General features: G+C 36.9%; 20 protein-coding genes. 18 read left to right on the forward strand and 2 right to left on the reverse strand.

Translation table 11 applies throughout. The features are described from left to right. Nucleotides 1–202 precede the first annotated feature (202 nt). The 15 genes from pssD to rfbB all read left to right on the forward strand — a co-directional run bounded on the left by pssD (nucleotide 203) and on the right by rfbB (nucleotide 13836). Entirely contained in the window at nucleotides 203–652 is a 450-nt protein-coding gene (gene pssD, locus G414_RS0105995; protein ID WP_022791918.1) for a PssD/Cps14F family polysaccharide biosynthesis glycosyltransferase, read from the forward strand. After that, on the forward strand, nucleotides 652–1137 hold the full coding sequence (gene pssE, locus G414_RS0106000; protein ID WP_027694577.1) for a PssE/Cps14G family polysaccharide biosynthesis glycosyltransferase: 486 nt from the start codon (nucleotides 652–654) through the stop codon (nucleotides 1135–1137). The genes pssD and pssE overlap by 1 nt, the downstream gene beginning before the upstream one ends. Before the next feature lie 4 nt (nucleotides 1138–1141). Next, a complete protein-coding gene (locus G414_RS0106005) occupies nucleotides 1142–2245 on the forward strand; it encodes a hypothetical protein (RefSeq protein WP_022791919.1) in 1104 nt (367 codons plus the stop codon). Nucleotides 2246–2270: 25 nt separating this feature from the next. Further along, nucleotides 2271–2987 (forward strand): glycosyltransferase family 32 protein, encoded by a 717-nt coding sequence (locus G414_RS0106010; RefSeq protein ID WP_022791920.1) that lies wholly within the window; start codon nucleotides 2271–2273, stop codon nucleotides 2985–2987. 18 nt (nucleotides 2988–3005) lie between these two features. After that, nucleotides 3006–3947, forward strand: a complete 942-nt coding sequence (locus G414_RS0106015; RefSeq protein ID WP_022791921.1) for a glycosyltransferase — start codon at nucleotides 3006–3008, stop codon at nucleotides 3945–3947. Nucleotides 3948–4013: 66 nt separating this feature from the next. Then, on the forward strand, nucleotides 4014–4817 hold the full coding sequence (locus G414_RS0106020; RefSeq protein WP_022791922.1) for an SseB family protein: 804 nt from the start codon (nucleotides 4014–4016) through the stop codon (nucleotides 4815–4817). 49 nt (nucleotides 4818–4866) lie between these two features. Beyond that, entirely contained in the window at nucleotides 4867–5859 is a 993-nt protein-coding gene (locus tag G414_RS0106025) for an NAD(P)/FAD-dependent oxidoreductase (protein WP_022791923.1), read from the forward strand. 89 nt (nucleotides 5860–5948) lie between these two features. After that, nucleotides 5949–6665 carry a 2,3-diphosphoglycerate-dependent phosphoglycerate mutase gene (gpmA, locus tag G414_RS0106030; RefSeq protein ID WP_022791924.1) on the forward strand — a complete coding sequence of 239 codons (717 nt, stop codon included), beginning with the start codon at nucleotides 5949–5951 and terminating at the stop codon, nucleotides 6663–6665. 211 nt (nucleotides 6666–6876) lie between these two features. Next, nucleotides 6877–7692: a YveK family protein gene (locus tag G414_RS0106035; protein ID WP_022791925.1), complete on the forward strand. Its 816-nt coding sequence runs from the start codon at nucleotides 6877–6879 to the stop codon at nucleotides 7690–7692. Nucleotides 7693–7702: 10 nt separating this feature from the next. Further along, nucleotides 7703–8428, forward strand: coding sequence for a CpsD/CapB family tyrosine-protein kinase (locus tag G414_RS0106040; protein ID WP_022791926.1), 726 nt, complete (start codon nucleotides 7703–7705; stop codon nucleotides 8426–8428). A gap of 44 nt (nucleotides 8429–8472) precedes the next feature. Continuing rightward, nucleotides 8473–9066, forward strand: a complete 594-nt coding sequence (locus G414_RS0106045; protein ID WP_236695802.1) for a sugar transferase — start codon at nucleotides 8473–8475, stop codon at nucleotides 9064–9066. Nucleotides 9067–9113: 47 nt separating this feature from the next. After that, nucleotides 9114–10052, forward strand: coding sequence for a glycosyltransferase (locus G414_RS0106050; RefSeq protein ID WP_022791928.1), 939 nt, complete (start codon nucleotides 9114–9116; stop codon nucleotides 10050–10052). Nucleotide 10053: 1 nt separating this feature from the next. Then, nucleotides 10054–11154 carry a polysaccharide pyruvyl transferase family protein gene (locus G414_RS0106055; RefSeq protein ID WP_022791929.1) on the forward strand — a complete coding sequence of 367 codons (1101 nt, stop codon included), beginning with the start codon at nucleotides 10054–10056 and terminating at the stop codon, nucleotides 11152–11154. Between the two features lie 9 nt (nucleotides 11155–11163). After that, nucleotides 11164–12531, forward strand: a complete 1368-nt coding sequence (locus G414_RS0106060; protein ID WP_022791930.1) for a lipopolysaccharide biosynthesis protein — start codon at nucleotides 11164–11166, stop codon at nucleotides 12529–12531. Between the two features lie 270 nt (nucleotides 12532–12801). Next, complete coding sequence (gene rfbB / locus G414_RS0106065; protein ID WP_022791931.1) at nucleotides 12802–13836, forward strand: dTDP-glucose 4,6-dehydratase; 1035 nt, start codon at nucleotides 12802–12804, stop codon at nucleotides 13834–13836. Nucleotides 13837–13962: 126 nt separating this feature from the next. Here the strand turns inward: rfbB and G414_RS0106070 are convergent, their stop codons facing one another. After that, nucleotides 13963–14853 (reverse strand): LCP family glycopolymer transferase, encoded by an 891-nt coding sequence (locus G414_RS0106070; RefSeq protein ID WP_022791932.1) that lies wholly within the window; start codon nucleotides 14851–14853, stop codon nucleotides 13963–13965. Between the two features lie 160 nt (nucleotides 14854–15013). Between G414_RS0106070 and G414_RS0106075 the strand changes: the two genes are divergently transcribed. The 3 genes from G414_RS0106075 (at nucleotide 15014) to G414_RS0106085 (ending at nucleotide 17289) form a co-directional block, all read left to right on the forward strand. Next, nucleotides 15014–15781, forward strand: coding sequence for a tyrosine-protein phosphatase (locus G414_RS0106075; protein WP_022791933.1), 768 nt, complete (start codon nucleotides 15014–15016; stop codon nucleotides 15779–15781). Between the two features lie 38 nt (nucleotides 15782–15819). Beyond that, entirely contained in the window at nucleotides 15820–16524 is a 705-nt protein-coding gene (locus G414_RS0106080) for a hypothetical protein (protein WP_022791934.1), read from the forward strand. 141 nt (nucleotides 16525–16665) lie between these two features. Next, nucleotides 16666–17289, forward strand: a complete 624-nt coding sequence (locus tag G414_RS0106085; protein WP_022791935.1) for a DedA family protein — start codon at nucleotides 16666–16668, stop codon at nucleotides 17287–17289. Nucleotides 17290–17332: 43 nt separating this feature from the next. Here the strand turns inward: G414_RS0106085 and G414_RS0106090 are convergent, their stop codons facing one another. Beyond that, nucleotides 17333–18388 (reverse strand): AI-2E family transporter, encoded by a 1056-nt coding sequence (locus tag G414_RS0106090; protein WP_022791936.1) that lies wholly within the window; start codon nucleotides 18386–18388, stop codon nucleotides 17333–17335. Between the last annotated feature and the right edge of the window lie 68 nt (nucleotides 18389–18456).

Raw genomic sequence — 18456 nt, forward strand, 5'->3', positions numbered from 1 at the left:
TGTACAAGATAAGTCATATTGTATCAAGAAGTTAAGTGTCAGTATAGGGAATAGTAATAGATTTAATTTATATTAAGAGCATTACATTGATAAGTGCTAGTTATTCTAGCGAGAGAAAATTTTATACACATATGATATAATTACCTTGGTTTCTAGATGAGTTGCATAATTAAATTAGTTTAGTAAGGAAGTTTAAATTCATATGAAAGTTGCTTTAGTAGGTTCAAGCGGTGGTCACCTTACGCATTTATATCTTCTTAAAAAATTTTGGGAAAAGGAAGAACGTTTCTGGGTGACTTTTGATAAGGAAGATGCACAGAGCCTTCTTAAGGAAGAGAAACGATATAATGCGCATTTTCCAACAAATCGTAATTTAAAAAATTTATTTTTAAATACAATTTTAGCCTTCAAAGTACTAAGAAGGGAACATCCAGATATCATTATTTCATCTGGTGCTGCAGTAGCTGTGCCTTTCTTTTATCTGGGTAAGTTATTTGGAGCCAAGACAGTCTATATTGAAGTATTTGATCGAGTAGACAAACCAACATTGACTGGTAAACTTGTTTATCCTGTGACCGATAGGTTTATTGTACAGTGGGAAGAAATGAAAAAGGTTTATCCGAAAGCAGAATATTTGGGTGGTATTTTTTAATGATTTTTTTGACAGTGGGTACACATGAACAACCATTTAATCGACTAATAGAATATGTTGATAACCTAGTTAGGGACGGTAAAGTTGACGAATCAGTTATTATGCAAATAGGGTATTCCACATATGAGCCTAAGTATGCAAAATACTCAAGATTTGTAAGCTATTCAGAAATGGATCAGCTAATGAATGAAGCACGAATTGTTATTACACATGGCGGACCTGCTAGCTTTATGGACGTCATTGCGAAGGGTAAACAGCCTATTGTGGTCCCACGTCAGGAAAAATTTAATGAACACGTAAACAATCATCAAGTGGACTTTACGCAACAAGTACAAGCTAAAGGGTATCCGATGGAAAGAATTTTAGATGTTCAAGAAATTGAAGATGTTTTAAAAAAGTATAATGACGCAGAGTTGGTGGATGTTAAGTCACATAACAGTGAATTTGTAGGTAATTTAACAGAAATAATTAATGGGTTGATATAGCAAAATGCAAAACAAAAGCACAAAGTATAACTTGTTAATGAGTGTATGTACGGCAATTGTCGTAATGACTGCCATTAATTCAATAGGTATAGCAACAAATTTAGTTAGTTCAACTTTTTTTAATGTTATCCAGGCCAGTACAATAATAGTTGGGTACGGAATTGTCATATATGTTTCAAAGAAAATAAAAATTTCTAGTATCATGTTAATTGGGTTTGATATTATCTTAATAATATTAAACCACTCATTAGCCATGGTATCATTAGCTCTAATTGTGATGATGATTGAGGTTTTTAGTTATTCAAATGAATTGGATTATCGTAGGTTATTACGCATTTATTTTTCAATAGTACTTTCGCTATTTTTAGTAATTGTTATGATGTACTATCTTTTTAACTTTAATAATCATGATTTTTCTATGTGGAGAAATGGGGCGATGATATATCGGAAAGCGTTGGGATTCTTACAGCCTAATGTTGCGTCTATGCTATGGATAAGTATCTTTTTTTCCTTTATAGGATTATTAAATGATCGACATGTTTTTATAAAACTAGTAGCATTTTTGATTCCCTCTTGGTTTTTATTTAACGAAACACAATCACGAACATCAATGTATGTGTTAATTTTATTGGCGATGGCAGTTGTACTATTGAAAAATAGATTAGATTCTCAAGCACCATTCTTATTAAAAAAAGCTACTTTTTCAATGCCTATTATATTAACAACAATTTCATTAATCTTACTATTTTATCCTACAAACCGAGTCATTGATAGTCTTTTATCTGGTAGAATTACTCTCTACAAGACTTTCTACCAACAATATGGTATACATCTTATTGGTCAAAGTGCCTTAGAAGAAGCGATGTTGGACAATAGTTATCTGCAGGCTATCATGTCAAAGGGAATTCTCTTTTTTCTGGTGTTGTTATTTATCATAGTTGTCCTTTTAGGACATAAAAAGAGCTATACTTATAGGTCTTTGTTACTGTTCATGGGTTATTTTCTAATAAGTTTTACAGAGACATCATTGCAACACTTCGAGTTACTTTTACCCATAGTGCTAGTTAGTATGATTAAAGGTTCAGATAAAGAAGTGCATCTCAAATGAGCGAATCACTATCAAGGAGGGAATTATGGACATACCTAATGTAATCCATTACTGTTGGTTTGGTAGAGGCGAGTTGCCTGACTCGGTTAAAGCCTGTATTGCCTCTTGGGAGAAGTTTTGCCCTGATTTTGAAATTAAGCAGTGGAACGAAGATAATTTTGATGTAAATGCTAGGGCGTATACAAAAGAAGCCTATAATGCAGGAAAATATGCTTTTGTCACTGATGTAGCTAGGCTGGCTATTATTAAAAATGAAGGGGGGGTTTATCTAGATACAGATGTAGAACTCATTAAGCCTTTGGATAATTTGTTGGCTTATTCTGCTTTTATGGGGATGGAAACTAAGGGACGGGTTAACACCGGATTAGGTTTTGGTGCAGTAAAAGAACACCCATTTATAATAAAAAATCTGGCAGCATATGATAATCGACATTTCCTTTTGCCAAATGGAAAATTTGATGAAACATCATGCGTGACGATTACCACTAATTTGCTAAATACGCAAGTGAACTTATCTGATCAGACAACACGAATGGACGATATGATAATTTTTGAACCAGCTGTTTTTTGCCCTTATGATTTAATGAGAGATACTTTGAAGATTACTGACAAAACGGTTGCAATACATCATTATGACGCAAGTTGGAAAGATGGGAAAGATAACTTAATTAGACTTAAAATGAAGTTACGTCGCCTTTTAGGATCAAAATTCTATGATGCAATGAAGGCTGTAATTAAGTAAAGGGAAGTGTGATAGAAAATGTCCCCATTGGTATCAGTAATAGTCCCCACCTACAATGTCGAAACCTATATTAGCGAATGCCTGGAATCTATATTAGACCAAACGGTAAAAGATATTGAGGTTATTATTGTAGATGATGGAAGCCATGATAAAACCGTAGAAGTGGTGGCTGAGTTAGCAGAGCAACATTCAAACATTCAAGTAATTAAACAAAAAAATCAAGGGGTCTCGGTAGCTAGAAATACAGGGATGTCTGTCGCTAAAGGAAAGTATATTAGTTTTATCGACTCAGATGACAAGATACAGGTTGATTTTTTAAAAAATCTCTATCAAATTGCTGAGAAAGAACAAGCAGATATTGTGAGAGGGTCCTTTAGAGACTTCAGTGGCCAAATTCCTAAAGGCTGGGTAGCTGATTTTGATGTAGAGACAGGGCCCGGGCTAGTTGTATTAGAGCAATTTTGGTCGGCTAGTGTTTCCCCGGTAATTTGGTCTAGCTTGTTTAGGACAGAATTTTTAAAAAATAATCAACTACACTTTACTCCTCACATGCTAATGGAGGACGCTGAATTTATAGCTGAAGCGTACATGAAAGCAACAAAAGTGGCAACCTCATCTGATATTAATTACTTATATAGAGTTCGTTCAGGAAGCTTGGTGAATTCAAATAATTCGCAACTTATGTCCGAGTCAGCTGAAAAGATTATTTCAAAATTTATGTTAAAGTTGGAGCGAACCCAGAGCAATATGGAACGATGGGTTACCATGCAATCAATCTATTGGTTTATGCGAGATTGGACGCGCGTCTTAGTACAAAGCGGTTTTCGGATTGATAGGGCAACTAGTCCTTTCGATAATGCGTTGGACGTAATTAAGCCGATATTAAAAAAACGTCCAGTTAAGGAACGGGTTAAATTCTTTATTAAAACGAATATCATAAAGCTAAGAAATAGCTATTAAAAAAATTAATTTTTGAGTTATAAACCTAACTATATTCGATTCAACGGGGAAAAGGAGCACTGATTCATGGTTGATCAAAAAGAGAATGAGGAAAAGGACGAGATGTTACGCAATGACGATGTCTTGAACGCTCTTGCCGCTTTGCGTGAAGAACAAAATGATACCACTGAGCAAAATTTTACGGTGGCTTTGTTGAATGCACAATTAATTGCACCGGTTAATTTTACTGAAGAACCAACTGTAAGTGAGGAGGGCGAACTAGAAATGCCTGCCGGGGCTGAAATCAAATTAATTACATTTCAGACTGAAGATGATGAAACGGTCTTTCCAGCCTTTACTGATATGGATGCTTTTGGGGCGCAACCAATTGAATCAGAAGAAAAGGTCTATCCATGGGTGATGACTATCGAAGATTATCTTCCCTTTGTTCAAGGTGAGGAGGGTGAACAAGCGCAAATTGCTGGAATCGCTCTGAACCCCTTTACTAATGGGATGCCAATTACCCGTGATAACTTGGCCTATTTGGCGACCTTGATTAAAAATTATGATAATCAAGAAATTCAAATTACGGCCGCTGATGAAATTGCGCCAACGGCTCTGAAATATGAATTAATTGGATTAGCTGATGATCATCATGAAGCAATCGACCACATGTATTTATTGCGGTTGAACGGCCAAGAAGGTTCAGCTTATTTGCTGGTCGTAGATGGTCCGGATCGAACTAAAATCCAGGAGCTTCAACCTCAGTTTGAACAAATTTTTAAAGCTAATGCTGGTCAAGAAGGAGCAGCATTTAATTTGGCGATGAAAGAAGATTTAGCTGACCAACTGACTGACTTTCAAACCCTATATGATCGTGATATTCAATAAAGGTAAGGCCGCCTAGCATTGAGAGTGGCCTTTTTATAAAGGAGCTTATATGGAAGACATAATCATAATTGGTGCGGGCCCTGTCGGCCTTTTTACTGGCTTTTATGCTGGATTAAGGCAACTTAAAACGACAATTCTTGAAAGTTTGCCAATTGTGGGTGGCCAAGTTGCGAGTCTTTATCCTAAAAAAACGATTTTAGATGTCGCTGGTTTTCCGGCTATCCAAGGACAAAATCTGGTCACCTGCTTGCAAGACCAATTAAATCAAGTGGGAAATCACTTAATGGTGGATACAAAGGTTATTGATATTAAAAAAATTGACCAGGGCTTTGAGGTAATAACCAATCGTGGGACCTGGTCCACCAAGCGGATTATTATGGCTACTGGGGGTGGAGCCTTTCAACCACGGAAGCTGCCCTTGGATAATGTTAAGGAGCTGGAAAAGCAGGGCTTATTGTATGCAGTTAAGGATCCAGAAGCCTTTAGAAGGAAACGCGTATTGGTAGCCGGTGGTGGTGATTCAGCGCTAGACCAAGCCTTGTTACTAGAGCAGGCAGGGGCCGAGGTTTTTCTTACGCATCGGCGTCATCAGTTCAGGGCCTTAGAACAAACGGTTAGTAAAGTAGAGGCTAGTTCAGTGACACAGCTCATTCCCTATGTCATTACGGGAATTGTTGAAAATGCAGAAGCTGCCCTTGAGGTTCAATTACAGGAGTTTCGGGGCACAAAAGAGCGTACAATTGAAGTTGATAATGTGCTTGTCAGTTATGGTTTTCAAGCGGACCAAGATTTTACCACCTGGTCGGTCAAGCTTGAACAAGCACGCCAGCATTTATTGGTTAATCAACAAATGATGACCACCGTACCCGGTATTTATGCTGTGGGTGATATTGCAGGTTATCTCGGGAAAGCAGACTTAATCGCCACTGGCTTTGGGGAGGCGCCCACAGCGGTAAATGCGATTGTGGCAGATCTCTATCCTAAACAGGCCGTCCCAATCCATTCATCTAATTTAACTCTAAATAATGGACAAATTCATTAGGTTAGTTTGTGCAAATCATCACTGGTTGAACAAATGTGAATCTGGTATAATAGATAAGAACTTTATAAAGAAAAAGGGGTATCCGAGGAATGGCAAAATTAGTTATGATTCGTCACGGACAAAGTGAATGGAATGCAAAGAACCTGTTTAATGGTTGGATTGATACAAAGTTGAGTCCCCTAGGAATTGAGCAAGCTAAAGAAGCTGGTCAATTGTTGAGTGAGACAGGTATTGAGTTTGATCACGCCTATACGTCAGTTTTGACCCGGGCGATTGAGACCTTGGACTTTGTTTTGTTTGAGATTGGCCAAATGTGGATTCCAGAGTCAAAGTCTTGGCGGTTGAACGAACGTAACTACGGGGCTTTGCAAGGCTTGAATAAGGCCGATGCAGCCAAGAAGTGGGGCGATGAGCAAGTTCATCAATGGCGCCGTTCTTACGATGTGTTGCCACCATTAATGGATTCTTATGATGAAGAAGTGACTGTGGAAGGCGAGACGTATCCTTCATATGATCGTCGTTATGCTGATGTTCCTGAAGGTGAGCTACCATACGGTGAAAGCTTGAAGGTTACCTTGGAACGTGTGTTGCCATATTGGAACGATGAAATTTCTAAGAAGCTTTTGGCAGGTGAGAACGTTTTGATTGCGGCGCACGGTAATTCATTGCGGGCTTTAGCTAAGCATATTGAAGGTATTTCAGATGATGACATCATGGGTCTGGAAATTGCCAATGGTCAGCCAATCGTCTACGACTTAGACGATGAGTTGAAGGTTGTTTCAAAGACGATTTTGACGAAAGACTAAAATAAAGTATATTAAAAAGGAGGCAGTCCTGGATATTGGGATTGCCCCCTTTTTTTATTATATTTGTTATATATTATTGAAGTATGTTTAATAAATATAGGTTTGTCAAGCTGGATTAGGCTGTGGTATAATTGTAATACTTATGTTTGTTTAAAGCTGGATTCGTTAAGTAGAGTCTGCTGAAAAAAATGAAGAAATGGGTATTTAACTTATGGATAATGTGATTGATTTAAATCGACTATGGCTGATTTTAAAGAAAAATGCACTCTTGATGATTATACTAGGGATTGTTTTCGGAGCAATTGGATTCGGAATTTCAAAGTTTGTTATTCAACCTAAGTACAGCTCTTCTGTATCGCTCTTAGTAAATCGGAAACAAGACGATAAGAACCCTGGTGCACAGTATGCCGATCAACAGGCCGATGTTCAGTTAATCAATACCTATAAAGATATCATTACGCAGCGCGTTACATTGAATGCAGTAGTCGACAAATTAACTAAGCCGCATAGGGAAAAAGTTGGGAAAAAGGATTATAAGTTAGTTCCTGCTAAGTATTCTCCTGAAGAAATATCGAACGATAATCTTGCCAGCATGATTACGGTAGCGACGCAACAAAATTCTCAGGTTTTTTCTGTGTCAGTTAAAACAGCTAACCCTGAAATGTCACGAGATATTGCGAATACCATTGCTGATGTATTTAAAGAAAAAATTGTAGAGATAATGAGTATCTCTAATGTGTCGGTTATTTCTAAAGCAGTCGCAGATCCAACACCGGTTTCACCAAATATACCATTAATTACTTTAGTGGGAGTATTGTTGGGGGTATTATCTGGATATGGTTGGGGCTTCATTCGTGAAGTTTCGGACCGGACAGTTAAGGAGTTTACTTTTATTACTGATGAGTTAGGTTTGACCAATTTGGGAATTGTTAATTATATTCATAAAATGAAACCTGTTCATGAAGTATTGGGTAATGTTAACCAGAATCTTAATTCTGAAGATACACGTTCTGGACGACGCATATAGGGGAGATAAAATGACCTTTTTCAGTAAAAAAATCAAACAAGATGATGAAACACAACGTAACGGGGCACGTTTAATTACTTTTACGGAGCCTAAAAACATCATTTCAGAACAATTTAGGACTGTTAAAACAAATATTGAATTTGCAGGGGCTGCTTTAGATAAATTGCAAGTGGTTATGTTTACGTCAGCTGAAATTTCAGATGGTAAGTCGACTGTGGCAGCTAATATTGCCATTACATGGGCACAAGCAGGGAAAAGTGTCTTGCTAGTTGATGCTGATTTAAGACGGCCCACTGCGCATTCGACTTTTGATATTCCTAATACACGCGGGTTAACAAGCATTTTGGCAAGTGATATGCAGCCCAAAGATTTAGTGCGTGAAACATTTGTTCCAAACCTATCTGTTTTGCAAGCTGGTCCAGTCCCACCGAATCCGGCTGAATTATTGGGATCCAAGCGAATGACTGCATTAGTAAATTGGATGCGCAATAATTACGATATGGTTGTGTTGGATGTTCCTCCCGTTATGGCAGTAACAGATGCACAAGTCATGTTTAAGCTGGTTGATGGTATTGTTTTGGTTACTACTATTGGTAAAACCCTAAAGGCTAATTTAAAGCGGACGGTCGAAACTATTTCGTTAACTGATGCAAAGGTACTTGGGTGTGTTGAACGAGTTAAGGATAAGAGTAATGATGCCGGTTACGGTTATGGCTACGGTTATGGCTACGAATAATTCGTTGAGAAGGAATATATATGGTTAACGGGATATATAGGTTAATGAAACGGTTGGTAGATATTATTAGGAGTGCAGTAGCAATAGTTATATTCTCTCCGTTTTGTGTATACATTATCTATAAGATTAAAAATGAAGATGGTGGACCTATTTTATACAAACAAGAACGGATAGGTCTAAATGGACGCCCATTTATGATGTGGAAATTTCGTTCTATGGTAGTTGGTGCGCACGCAATGAAGGATACGTTGCTAGACAAAAATGAATCGGATGGGCCGACTTTTAAAATAAAAGATGATCCACGGATTACTGAAATTGGTCAATGGATTCGCAAACACTCTCTTGATGAAATCCCCCAATTTTTTAATATTGTAAAAGGTGATATGAGTTTAGTTGGTCCTAGACCTGCTTTACCTGAGGAAGTGGCAGCCTATTCTAAGCGAGATCGTGCTCGGTTAAAGGTTATGCCGGGGTTAACGGGACTTTGGCAGGTAGGAGGACGAAGCAATTTGACCTACGAAGAAATGATAGATTTAGACTTACAGTATGTGAGGCATCAAGGTTTATTAATGGATATTAAAATTATGCTTCTAACAATTTGGCAGATGTTTTATCCCAGAGATTCTGGAGCATATTAGTTGTTTCCATTAATCAAAATTTAGATATTTTTGAAGGTATAAAGAATATGAATCCAAAAATTTCAGTAGTAGTTCCAACGTATAACGTACGTTTGTATATAAGAGAATGTATTGAATCAATTTTAAATCAGAATTTCTCTGAGATAGAAATCATTATAGTGAATGATGGTAGTACAGATGGTTCTATAGAAGAAATTAAAGATTTAATTTTAAATGATAATAGGATTAAGGTTATTAATCAAAAAAATCAGGGATTATCTGCTGCTAGGAATACAGGTATTTGCGTATCTAACGGAGATTATATAAGTTTTATCGATTCAGACGATAAAATTTCGCCCAATTTTTTAGGCAACCTTTATAATGTTGCAGAAAAAGAGAATGCTGACATTGTTAGAAGTTCCTTTTGTGATATAAATGGTAACTACCTGAAAGGCTGGGTTGCTGATTTTAAAGAAAAACCAGGGAATGGATATGACATACTAGAAGAGTTTTTAGATATGAATGTTTCGTTTGTAGTATGGTCAAGTCTATATAAAACATCGTGGATAAAAAAAAATAAATTGCTATTTACTCCAGGTATTCTACTTGAAGATTGTGATTTTACTGTAAGGGCTTATCTATTAGCGAATAGAATAGCAACAAGTGCAGAGAGGTTGTACTTTTACAGAGTTAGGCCGAATAGCATTTTAACTTCAAATGATGCACAAAAATTATCTAAGTCAGAAGCTGTTATTGTTTCTAAATTCATTAATATGTTGACAAAAACTAATAATGAATATGAAGCAAGATTATTAAAAAAAGCAATTTTTGCCTTTATGAGAGACTGGACTAGAGTACTTGCAAAGAATAACGTATGTTTGGCTAATGATAGAGATGTATTTGATAAAGCTTTAAAAGTAATCAGTTCAGTGCCAGTTTCTTTTAAACAACGGTTAAAAATGTATTTTAAGGTTTTTCTTATTAAAATAAAAAGTAGAAGGCAATAACATGAGAATCAAAAAGTGGATTAGAAATATCGTTGGAGAAGAGAAATGGTTAGATTTAATATGGTGGAAAAGATATTTTTTCTCATTATTTAGAACATCACCTTTGGATAAAAAATTGAAAAAAAAGCCTAAGATACTTCTATTAGGTGTTGCTGACTATGCTAATTTGGGGGACCAAGCGATTGGATACGCACAGAGAAGGTTTTTAGATAAACTTGTGAGTGGTAGATGTAATGTTCCTATTATTGAAGTAGGGAGTAGTGTGCCAATAAGGTTCGTATATCAAATAATCAGTAGAGATGATATTATAGTGTTCACCGGTGGTGGGAACCTAGGTAACAAATATACATTGTTACATGATATATTTTTGCCAGTAATAAAAAAGTTTCCAAAAAATGAAAAGATTTTTTTCCCCCAATCTTATACCTTTACAGATGGAAAGAACAATTTAAATTACATTAAGAAAGTATTTAGCAAAAGTGGCGATAAATTAACAATAGTTGCTAGAGAAACTAAGAGTTTAGGTTTGTTTCAGGATATTTTTCCTCAGAATAATATTCTTCTAACTCCTGATATTGTGCTTTCGTTAGATGAAAGAAGGAAGAATAATTCTCGTGATGGTATTTTAATGATGATGCGGGACGAATCGGAAAAGATTTTGAACCCTAATGTTCAAAATCAATTGAAAGACTATTTAAAAAATATTGGTTATAATGTGACCTTACAACAAGATTATAGTGAATATGCTACTCAAGTTAATATAAGGTACGGAGAACTCACAAAGCAGTGGGATAAGATAAGGAGTTCCAAACTGGTCATTACAGATAGACTTCATGGAATGATTTTTTCGCAGATTACTGGAACGCCGTGTTTAGTTTTTGATAATTATAATAGTAAAATAAAATTGACTTATAAAAATTGGCTAGCAAAAAGCGAGAATATTGTTTTCGTTGATCCTAGGTTAAATCCAGATGTGGATTGGTTAGTGGAGAAGGCACAACAACTAATAGATAGCCACGATTCTCATACCAATTTAGCAAATGAATACATGCCCCTAGTTAATAAACTGCAGTTTTTAGTTACAAAATTAACTGGAAGATAAAAAGACATTATGAAAAATATTTTAAAAGCATTAGCTGGGAACACTATTATATTTGCTATTGGAAATAGTGTTTCAATGGTAGTATCGTTTATGATGGTTCCTTTTTATACCAGGGTATTGATACCTAAAGATTTTGGTACGTCTGATATAATTAACACTACAACTTTTCTGTTAGTTCCTGTGGTTAGTTTAAATGTTGCCGCGGCTATATTTCGTTTTGCCTTAGATCCCGATGAAGATAAAAGTACTTTAATATCTAATGGATTATTTATAACATTTTTTGGGACATTACTAACTTTGCTAGTCTCCGGAATATCTGAAGCTTTTGGAGTAGAGTATTCCATGTATGTTGGCATATATATTTCGTTGGTAGCTTTTGTATCGTTACTTCAAAATTTTGTTCGTGGACTAGATAAGATAACTAGTTTTACGGTATCTGGAATCATAATGACGTTGACAAATGTTTGTTGTAACATTTTTTTGATGGGGACAATGAAGTTTGGATTAATAGGATATTTATTGTCGTTTATTCTGGCCCAGATAGCAGCGTTATTTTATTTATTTTTTTCAAGTAAAATTTATAAGTATATAAATTTACGCCTTATTTCAAAAGATTCGATAATAAAATATTTAAAATATTCTATTCCGATGATACCTAACGGTTTAGCTTGGTGGTTAACAAATGATTTTAATAAAATTTTAATTCTTTATTTTTTAGGTCCGACTAGTAATGGGTTACTTGCGGTTGCTAATAAAGTCCCTAATGTGATTAATACAGTTTTTGGTATGTTTTCAAATGCTTGGCAAATAACGGCAGTTCAGGAAGAAAAAAATTCAGAATCTGATAAATTATATGAATTAGTTTGCAGTTTAGTTTTTGGACTACTTATCATTATAAGTGCTGTTATTGTATTAATGATAAAATGGTTTATGTCTTTTTATGTATCTGCAAATTACTTTAAAGCGTGGAAATTAGTTCCAATCCTTTTGATAGCAATACTTTTTTCATGTTTATCAGCTTTTTTTGGGACTTTTTATTTGGTGGCAAAGAAAACTAGAGGATTATTTAGTACAACTATTTGGGGTATGATTTTTAACATAGCAGCAGGGGCGATACTCATACCTTCTTTTGGTTTGATGGGTTCAGCATTGTCTAGTGCCCTTGGATTTGCGACGGTAAGTTTAATACGATATAAACAAATAAAAAATTTTGTATCATTTCACATGGACGTAGCGTTACTTATAATGCTGTTTATTGCATACTTAGCAATTTCTTTTTCAGTTTATATGTCACACAATTATATTAGTATTTTGATTTTTTTAATTATGATTGTATTTTTTATAGGTAGGATATTAATGAATTTTAGGAACGAATAGTATGATTATATATTGATATTATTTTGTTTAATCAAACTTATAATAAGAACTAACATACTACTTTTAATTATTAATTTACATACTTATAGATTGATTTTCGTAATATGTTAGCTATCTAAAGTAAACATAAAAGTCTCACTTAAGCCTAGTCAGTAGGTATATTGAAATTTGAGTTTAAAACGAAGTAAAAACGCATAGGTACTAGTATTCTTACACTTAAGAAATTAGAGCTTCATAATCAAGTTAAATTATTTCAAGGTCAAAAATGTAATGTCTAAATATAAGCATATTTTAGTTACTGGTGGTGCTGGCTTTATTGGAGCTAACTTTGTTCGCTATGTTGTTGATGAACATCCAGATGTTTTTATCACGGTTTTAGATAAATTAACATATGCTGGTAATAAAGCTAATTTGGCAGGATTACCAGCAGATCGGGTGAAATTAGTAGTAGGGGATATTGCAGATGCTCCACTGGTAGACACGTTGATGAAAGATGCTGACGCAGTGGTACATTATGCCGCCGAGAGTCATAATGATAATTCCTTAAAGGATCCTGCTCCATTTATTCAGACGAACTTAGTTGGTACCTTTACCTTATTAGAAGCTGCTCGTAAGTACACAGTACGTTTTCACCATGTGTCAACTGATGAAGTTTATGGTGACTTACCTTTACGTGAAGATTTACCGGGCCATGGTGAAGGTGAGGGTGAAAAATTCACTCCTATGACTCGTTATAATCCATCATCTCCATATTCCTCAACCAAGGCTGGCTCAGACTTATTAGTTCGGGCCTGGGTGCGTTCATTTGGTCTAAAGGCGACCATTTCCAATATGTCTAACAATTATGGTCCTTACCAACACATTGAAAAATTCATTCCGCGTCAAATTACCAATATTGTTAGTGGCATCAAACCAAAGTTATATGGTACTGGTAAGAATGTTCGTGATTGGATTCATACCTATGACCACGCTACTGGTGTTTGGGCTATCTTAGAAAAGGGTCGAATTGGTGAAACTTACTTGTTGGGCGCAAATGGTGAAAAAGACAATTTAACTGTTTTAAAGATGATTTTAGAAAAAATGGGTAAATCGCCGGATGATTTTGATTTTGTTTCTGATCGACCTGGCCATGATTTACGTTATGCTATTGATGCTTCAAAGACACGGGTAGAGCTAGGCTGGCAACCTAAGTTCACTAACTTCGATGATGGCTTGCAACATACGATTGATTGGTACCTGGCTAATCAAGATTGGTGGCAATCTGAAAAAGCAGCGGTTGAGGCTAGATGTAGTACAAATAGATGAATTGAATTTAATGTACACAAATGGTTTGTTTAAAAATGTGTGTAAAAATAAAACCCGAACGTGTTATGCACGTTCGGGTTTTATTTTTTAGTAGTGATTAATTTTATTTACACTGCAGAATTGATACTAATTATTACGAGCTTGCTCGATAATGGTATGAACACGAGAAATTTCACTTTCTGGCATGATTTGGTAAGAAACACTGCCAATCATGACGCCTTCACCCTTCATCTGATCACGTTCAATGTTATCAGCAGAACCCTTATACTTAGTAGCTAAGTTGCGAACTGAGTTAAGCGAGATATTCGTACGGACATTTTGTGAAACCGCCTGTAAGAAATTATCAGATAGGACATTGGTTGGATTGTTTTTTAGCTTATTAATGACAGCCGAAATCACTAATTGTTGACGCATTTGACGACCATAGTCACCGTTTGGATCATCGTAACGCATACGAGAAAAGGCTAAGGCTTTCTGTCCATCCATATGGTAATTTTGCCCTTGAGTGAAGGCATAGCCTTCGTAGTTAAAGGTTAGGGGAGCCGTAACATCAACACCACCAACAGCATTAACCAGTTGCTCTAGCCCATTCATATTAACTAAGAGATAACCATCAAGTTTGATGTTTAGTAGTTTTTCAACTTGGTCGACTGAAGATTGTGCGTCACCGTATTGATAAGCAGCATTAAGCTTTTCAGTTTGACCATCAATTTGGATTTTGGTATCACGTTGTAACGATACCATAGTGGTTGTATTGGTGTCTGGATTCAGCACCATCACAATCATAGTGTCAGTACGTCCTTTTTCTGTTCGTCCAAGTGCACCAGTGTCAGTACCTAGTAATAGGTAGGCAATAGATTGCCCCTTTTTAGTTTTCGTATCGGAAATTTTACTAGTATGTTGTGTGCCCGAATAAATTTTGCTAGTTGTGTTGCTGAGCTTGTAGTAACTATAACCACCAAAGCCAATGACGCTGGCGAGAATGATACCTAGCACCCATAAAATAACTTTCTTCATGAAGAACTCCTTTAGATTAATGTATATAAGTCATTATATACTACTTTAGGACAAAGGGGGGACAGGAGAAAGCTTATACAGATTATAAGCATTGCTTGGTAGGCAGCTAATAGACGAATAGTGTAAAATGTTAGTATGGTACATTTAGGGAGGATACACGATGATTGATATACATAGTCATTTGCTGCCAGGATTAGATGACGGTTCTAAGGATTTAACAACATCCTTGAATTTAGCGCGCGATGCAGTTGCGGATGGCATAACACATAGTTTAATGACACCACACCATATGAATGGGCGGTACACCAATCACGCAGCTGATGTGATTGCTGCAACCAACACTTTTCAGATGGCCTTAAATGAACATCAAATTCCCTTAACAGTGTTTCCAGCGCAAGAGGTGCGCATTAATGGTGATTTAATAGCGGCCTTGGAAGCAGGAGATATTTTGACGGCCGATGCGGGTGGTAAGTACTTATTGTTGGAATTTCCATCCAATGAAGTACCGGCCTATACTGAACGGATGTTTTTTGACATTCAACAACATGGACTCATTCCGATTATCGTTCACCCTGAACGTAATGAGGGGATGATGACAGATCCTAATATTCTATACGAATTGGAAAGTCGTGGCGCCTTGGCGCAGGTTACTGCTAGTTCATATGTGGGGACCTTTGGTAAGGCTGTTCAACAATTTGCCGAGGATATCGTAGGGCATGGTCTGGCGCAAGTCTTTGCTTCCGATGCGCATCATATACCAGGTCGTGATTATGAGATGCAATTGGCCTTTGAAAAGTTACGCAAAAATTATGGTGAAGGAAAGGCTGAAATCTTCAATGAAAATGCTAAGGCCATTGTGAACGGCGATGCAGTGCAGCTCTTTAAGGAAGAGCCCATCAAGAAACGCAAATTCTTTTCAAAGTACTAGAGAATGACCAAGCGAGTATAAGAGTAGGAAGAGGAGAAATGAAGAAATTCGTATTAGTAGTGATACCCATTATCCTTTTGTTAGGTGGGGCGTATGGGTCGAAGGTATATATGGATAAACGCCACTTTAATCAGTATGTTAAAGCAGCCCAGCAAGACATTAAACAAGGAGCGTGGCAAGCGGCCAAGCGGGAGTATAAAAAAGCCGATCACTTACATTCAACTGCAGAAACGACAGCTGCCTTGCAGCAATTAGGGTATGTGACGAAGGCTCAAAAACAAGTTGAGCGAGGTAATAAACAAGCAGCCCAAGAGATGATGGAATTAGCCTTATATGTTAAGCATCCAGTTCCAGTTATTACTAAAGCTATTAAAGCTGAGGTTAAAGAACTAGATGAGTCAAATCAAAAGAGTAAGCGTAAGCCCACATCAAAGCAGGAAAAAAGTAGTCAAGCTGATGCAAGTAGTAGCCTTCCAGCCCAATCACCGGTAGAAGAAACACCAAGTCAGACAACGCCAGTAGTTGTACCTGATCAAAGTCAAGCAATGATTGATCAAGGGGGGGCCGCTTATCAAGACCCACAATCAGCGGCCGGTTATGCGAATCAAGCACCAGCCAATGATGAAGCACCTGTAGAGGCAAACAACCAGGAGGCAGCTGTGACTGATGCAGCTAAGACAGCCAAGGTTAATCAAGCAGTACCAGAAGTTAACAATGGTGATAATGCAGCGGCAGCTAGCTAAAAAGAATGGATAGCTAATGTTAACAATATTTATTCTTATGGTGAATTAAAGTTTAACTTGGCATAGTTAATTCGGATTATAAAGAGGCGAGTTAGTTATACGGCCAATAAACGAAATATGACCAAAAGAAATGGGGACATGATGGAACAGTTAATCGAGACTGCAATTAATCAATATGGCTATTTGGCAATCATTATCTTGCTTGTCGTAGAGAATATTTTTCCACCTATTCCTTCGGAGTTGATTTTGACCTTTGCGGGCTTTTTAACTTATCAGGGGCAATTAAACATATTTGGTGCTATCTGCGCAGCTACCTTAGGTGCGCTAATTGGAGCAAGTTTGCTCTATTGGATAGGAACGTATTTGAATCGAGAGCGGTTAGCAAAGTTAGTTGATAGTCGGCTAGGCCGAATACTTCGTTTGCGCTTAGCTGATTTTGAAAAAGCTGAATCTCATTTTCAAAGGCATGGTCGGGCCGCGGTTTTTTTTGGCCGTTTTATACCAGTGGTACGTAGCCTAATTTCTGTACCGGCTGGCATGACTAAGATGCCCTTCTTACAGTTCTTAGTCTTTACCTTTGCTGGATCTGCAATTTGGAATACTGTGTTGATTAGTCTAGGACACATCGCTGGGAAAGCCTGGACTAAGATGTTAGTTAAGGTTGATAGTATTACTGGCATGTTGACCTGGCTATTAGTGGCCCTGGTTGTCGTTGGAGTAGTGATTTATGGCTTGAAGCGATTGAATCTCTTAAAAAGGCATTAAAAAAGAGGGTGCAGTTTTTGAAAACTGTACCCTCTTTTTTAGTTTAAACTTCTTGGTTATTTTCAATATTTCCTTGATTTGTTGGATCAGCAATGGCCGCCCGTTGAACGCCAATTAGGTTTAAGAAAAAGGCAACAATCGGGACACCGATGATTAATCCCCAGGCGCCTAACAAATGTTCCATAATAATCAGGGTAGCAAAGGTTACAAAGACTGGTAACTCGGTGCGGTTAGCCATGAGATGGGGATGCAAGAAGTAAGCCTCAAAGAGATGAATAATGGTGATAAGTACCCATAATTCAAGCACCCCCCAGGGACCATTAGCTGCCAAAGTGACAACACTTAAAGGAATCAGGGAAATCAGAACCCCAGCAATGGGAATTAAACCGAGAATGAAAATCAGAACTCCCATGACCAGTACGCTGGGAACTTTAAGGATAAAGAGGCCAATCACCATTAGAACACTATTGATAAGGGCAATTTTTAACTGTACTTCAATCACGCTACCAAGGATAGAGATGAAGGTTCCACCAAGTTCATAAATATGCATAAACAAATGAGGATAATCAGAAGTTAGAAATTGATGACCAAACCGTTTGAGCCGTTGCCAAGTTAATGCGAGCACAAAACTTAGAAATGCTGCTAATAAGACCTGTAGGATAAGTCGACTAATCGTACTAACTGTTCCCCAACCGCTAGCCAGGAGGACCCGCCAATTGGCGATAACTTCCTGCAAAATATCAAATTTTTTGTAGGCTTCATCAGCTAAACCTTGAATAGCAGGATAGGTTTGAAAGAAACGGTTGATTTCCTTAGGCAACGCCATAAATTGATCAATTAAAACGGGTAAAACGAAACGCAAGGCTAAGAAAAAGAGAACAACGACAACCAGATAGAGGGCTAAGACGACGACTATGTAGGGTAGATGCCAACGGTGACTAACGCGATTAGCATTACTGATCGACAGGTAAGAAAAGATAATGGTTAGTAAAATAATTGATAGTTGTTTATGTAAAATAACTAGACAAGCGATGATCAATAGCAAGGCTAGATAACGTTGGGTATCCTTGCGTTTGATAAAGCTAACAAAATCATGCATAATCCTATTCCTTCCATTTGTCTTACAGGCTAGTAAAAAACCACGCCAAGGGTTACGACGTGGTCCTA

Origin of the sequence: Weissella halotolerans DSM 20190 (assembly GCF_000420365.1) — a bacterium.
GTDB classification, from domain to species: Bacteria; Bacillota; Bacilli; order Lactobacillales; family Lactobacillaceae; genus Weissella; species Weissella halotolerans.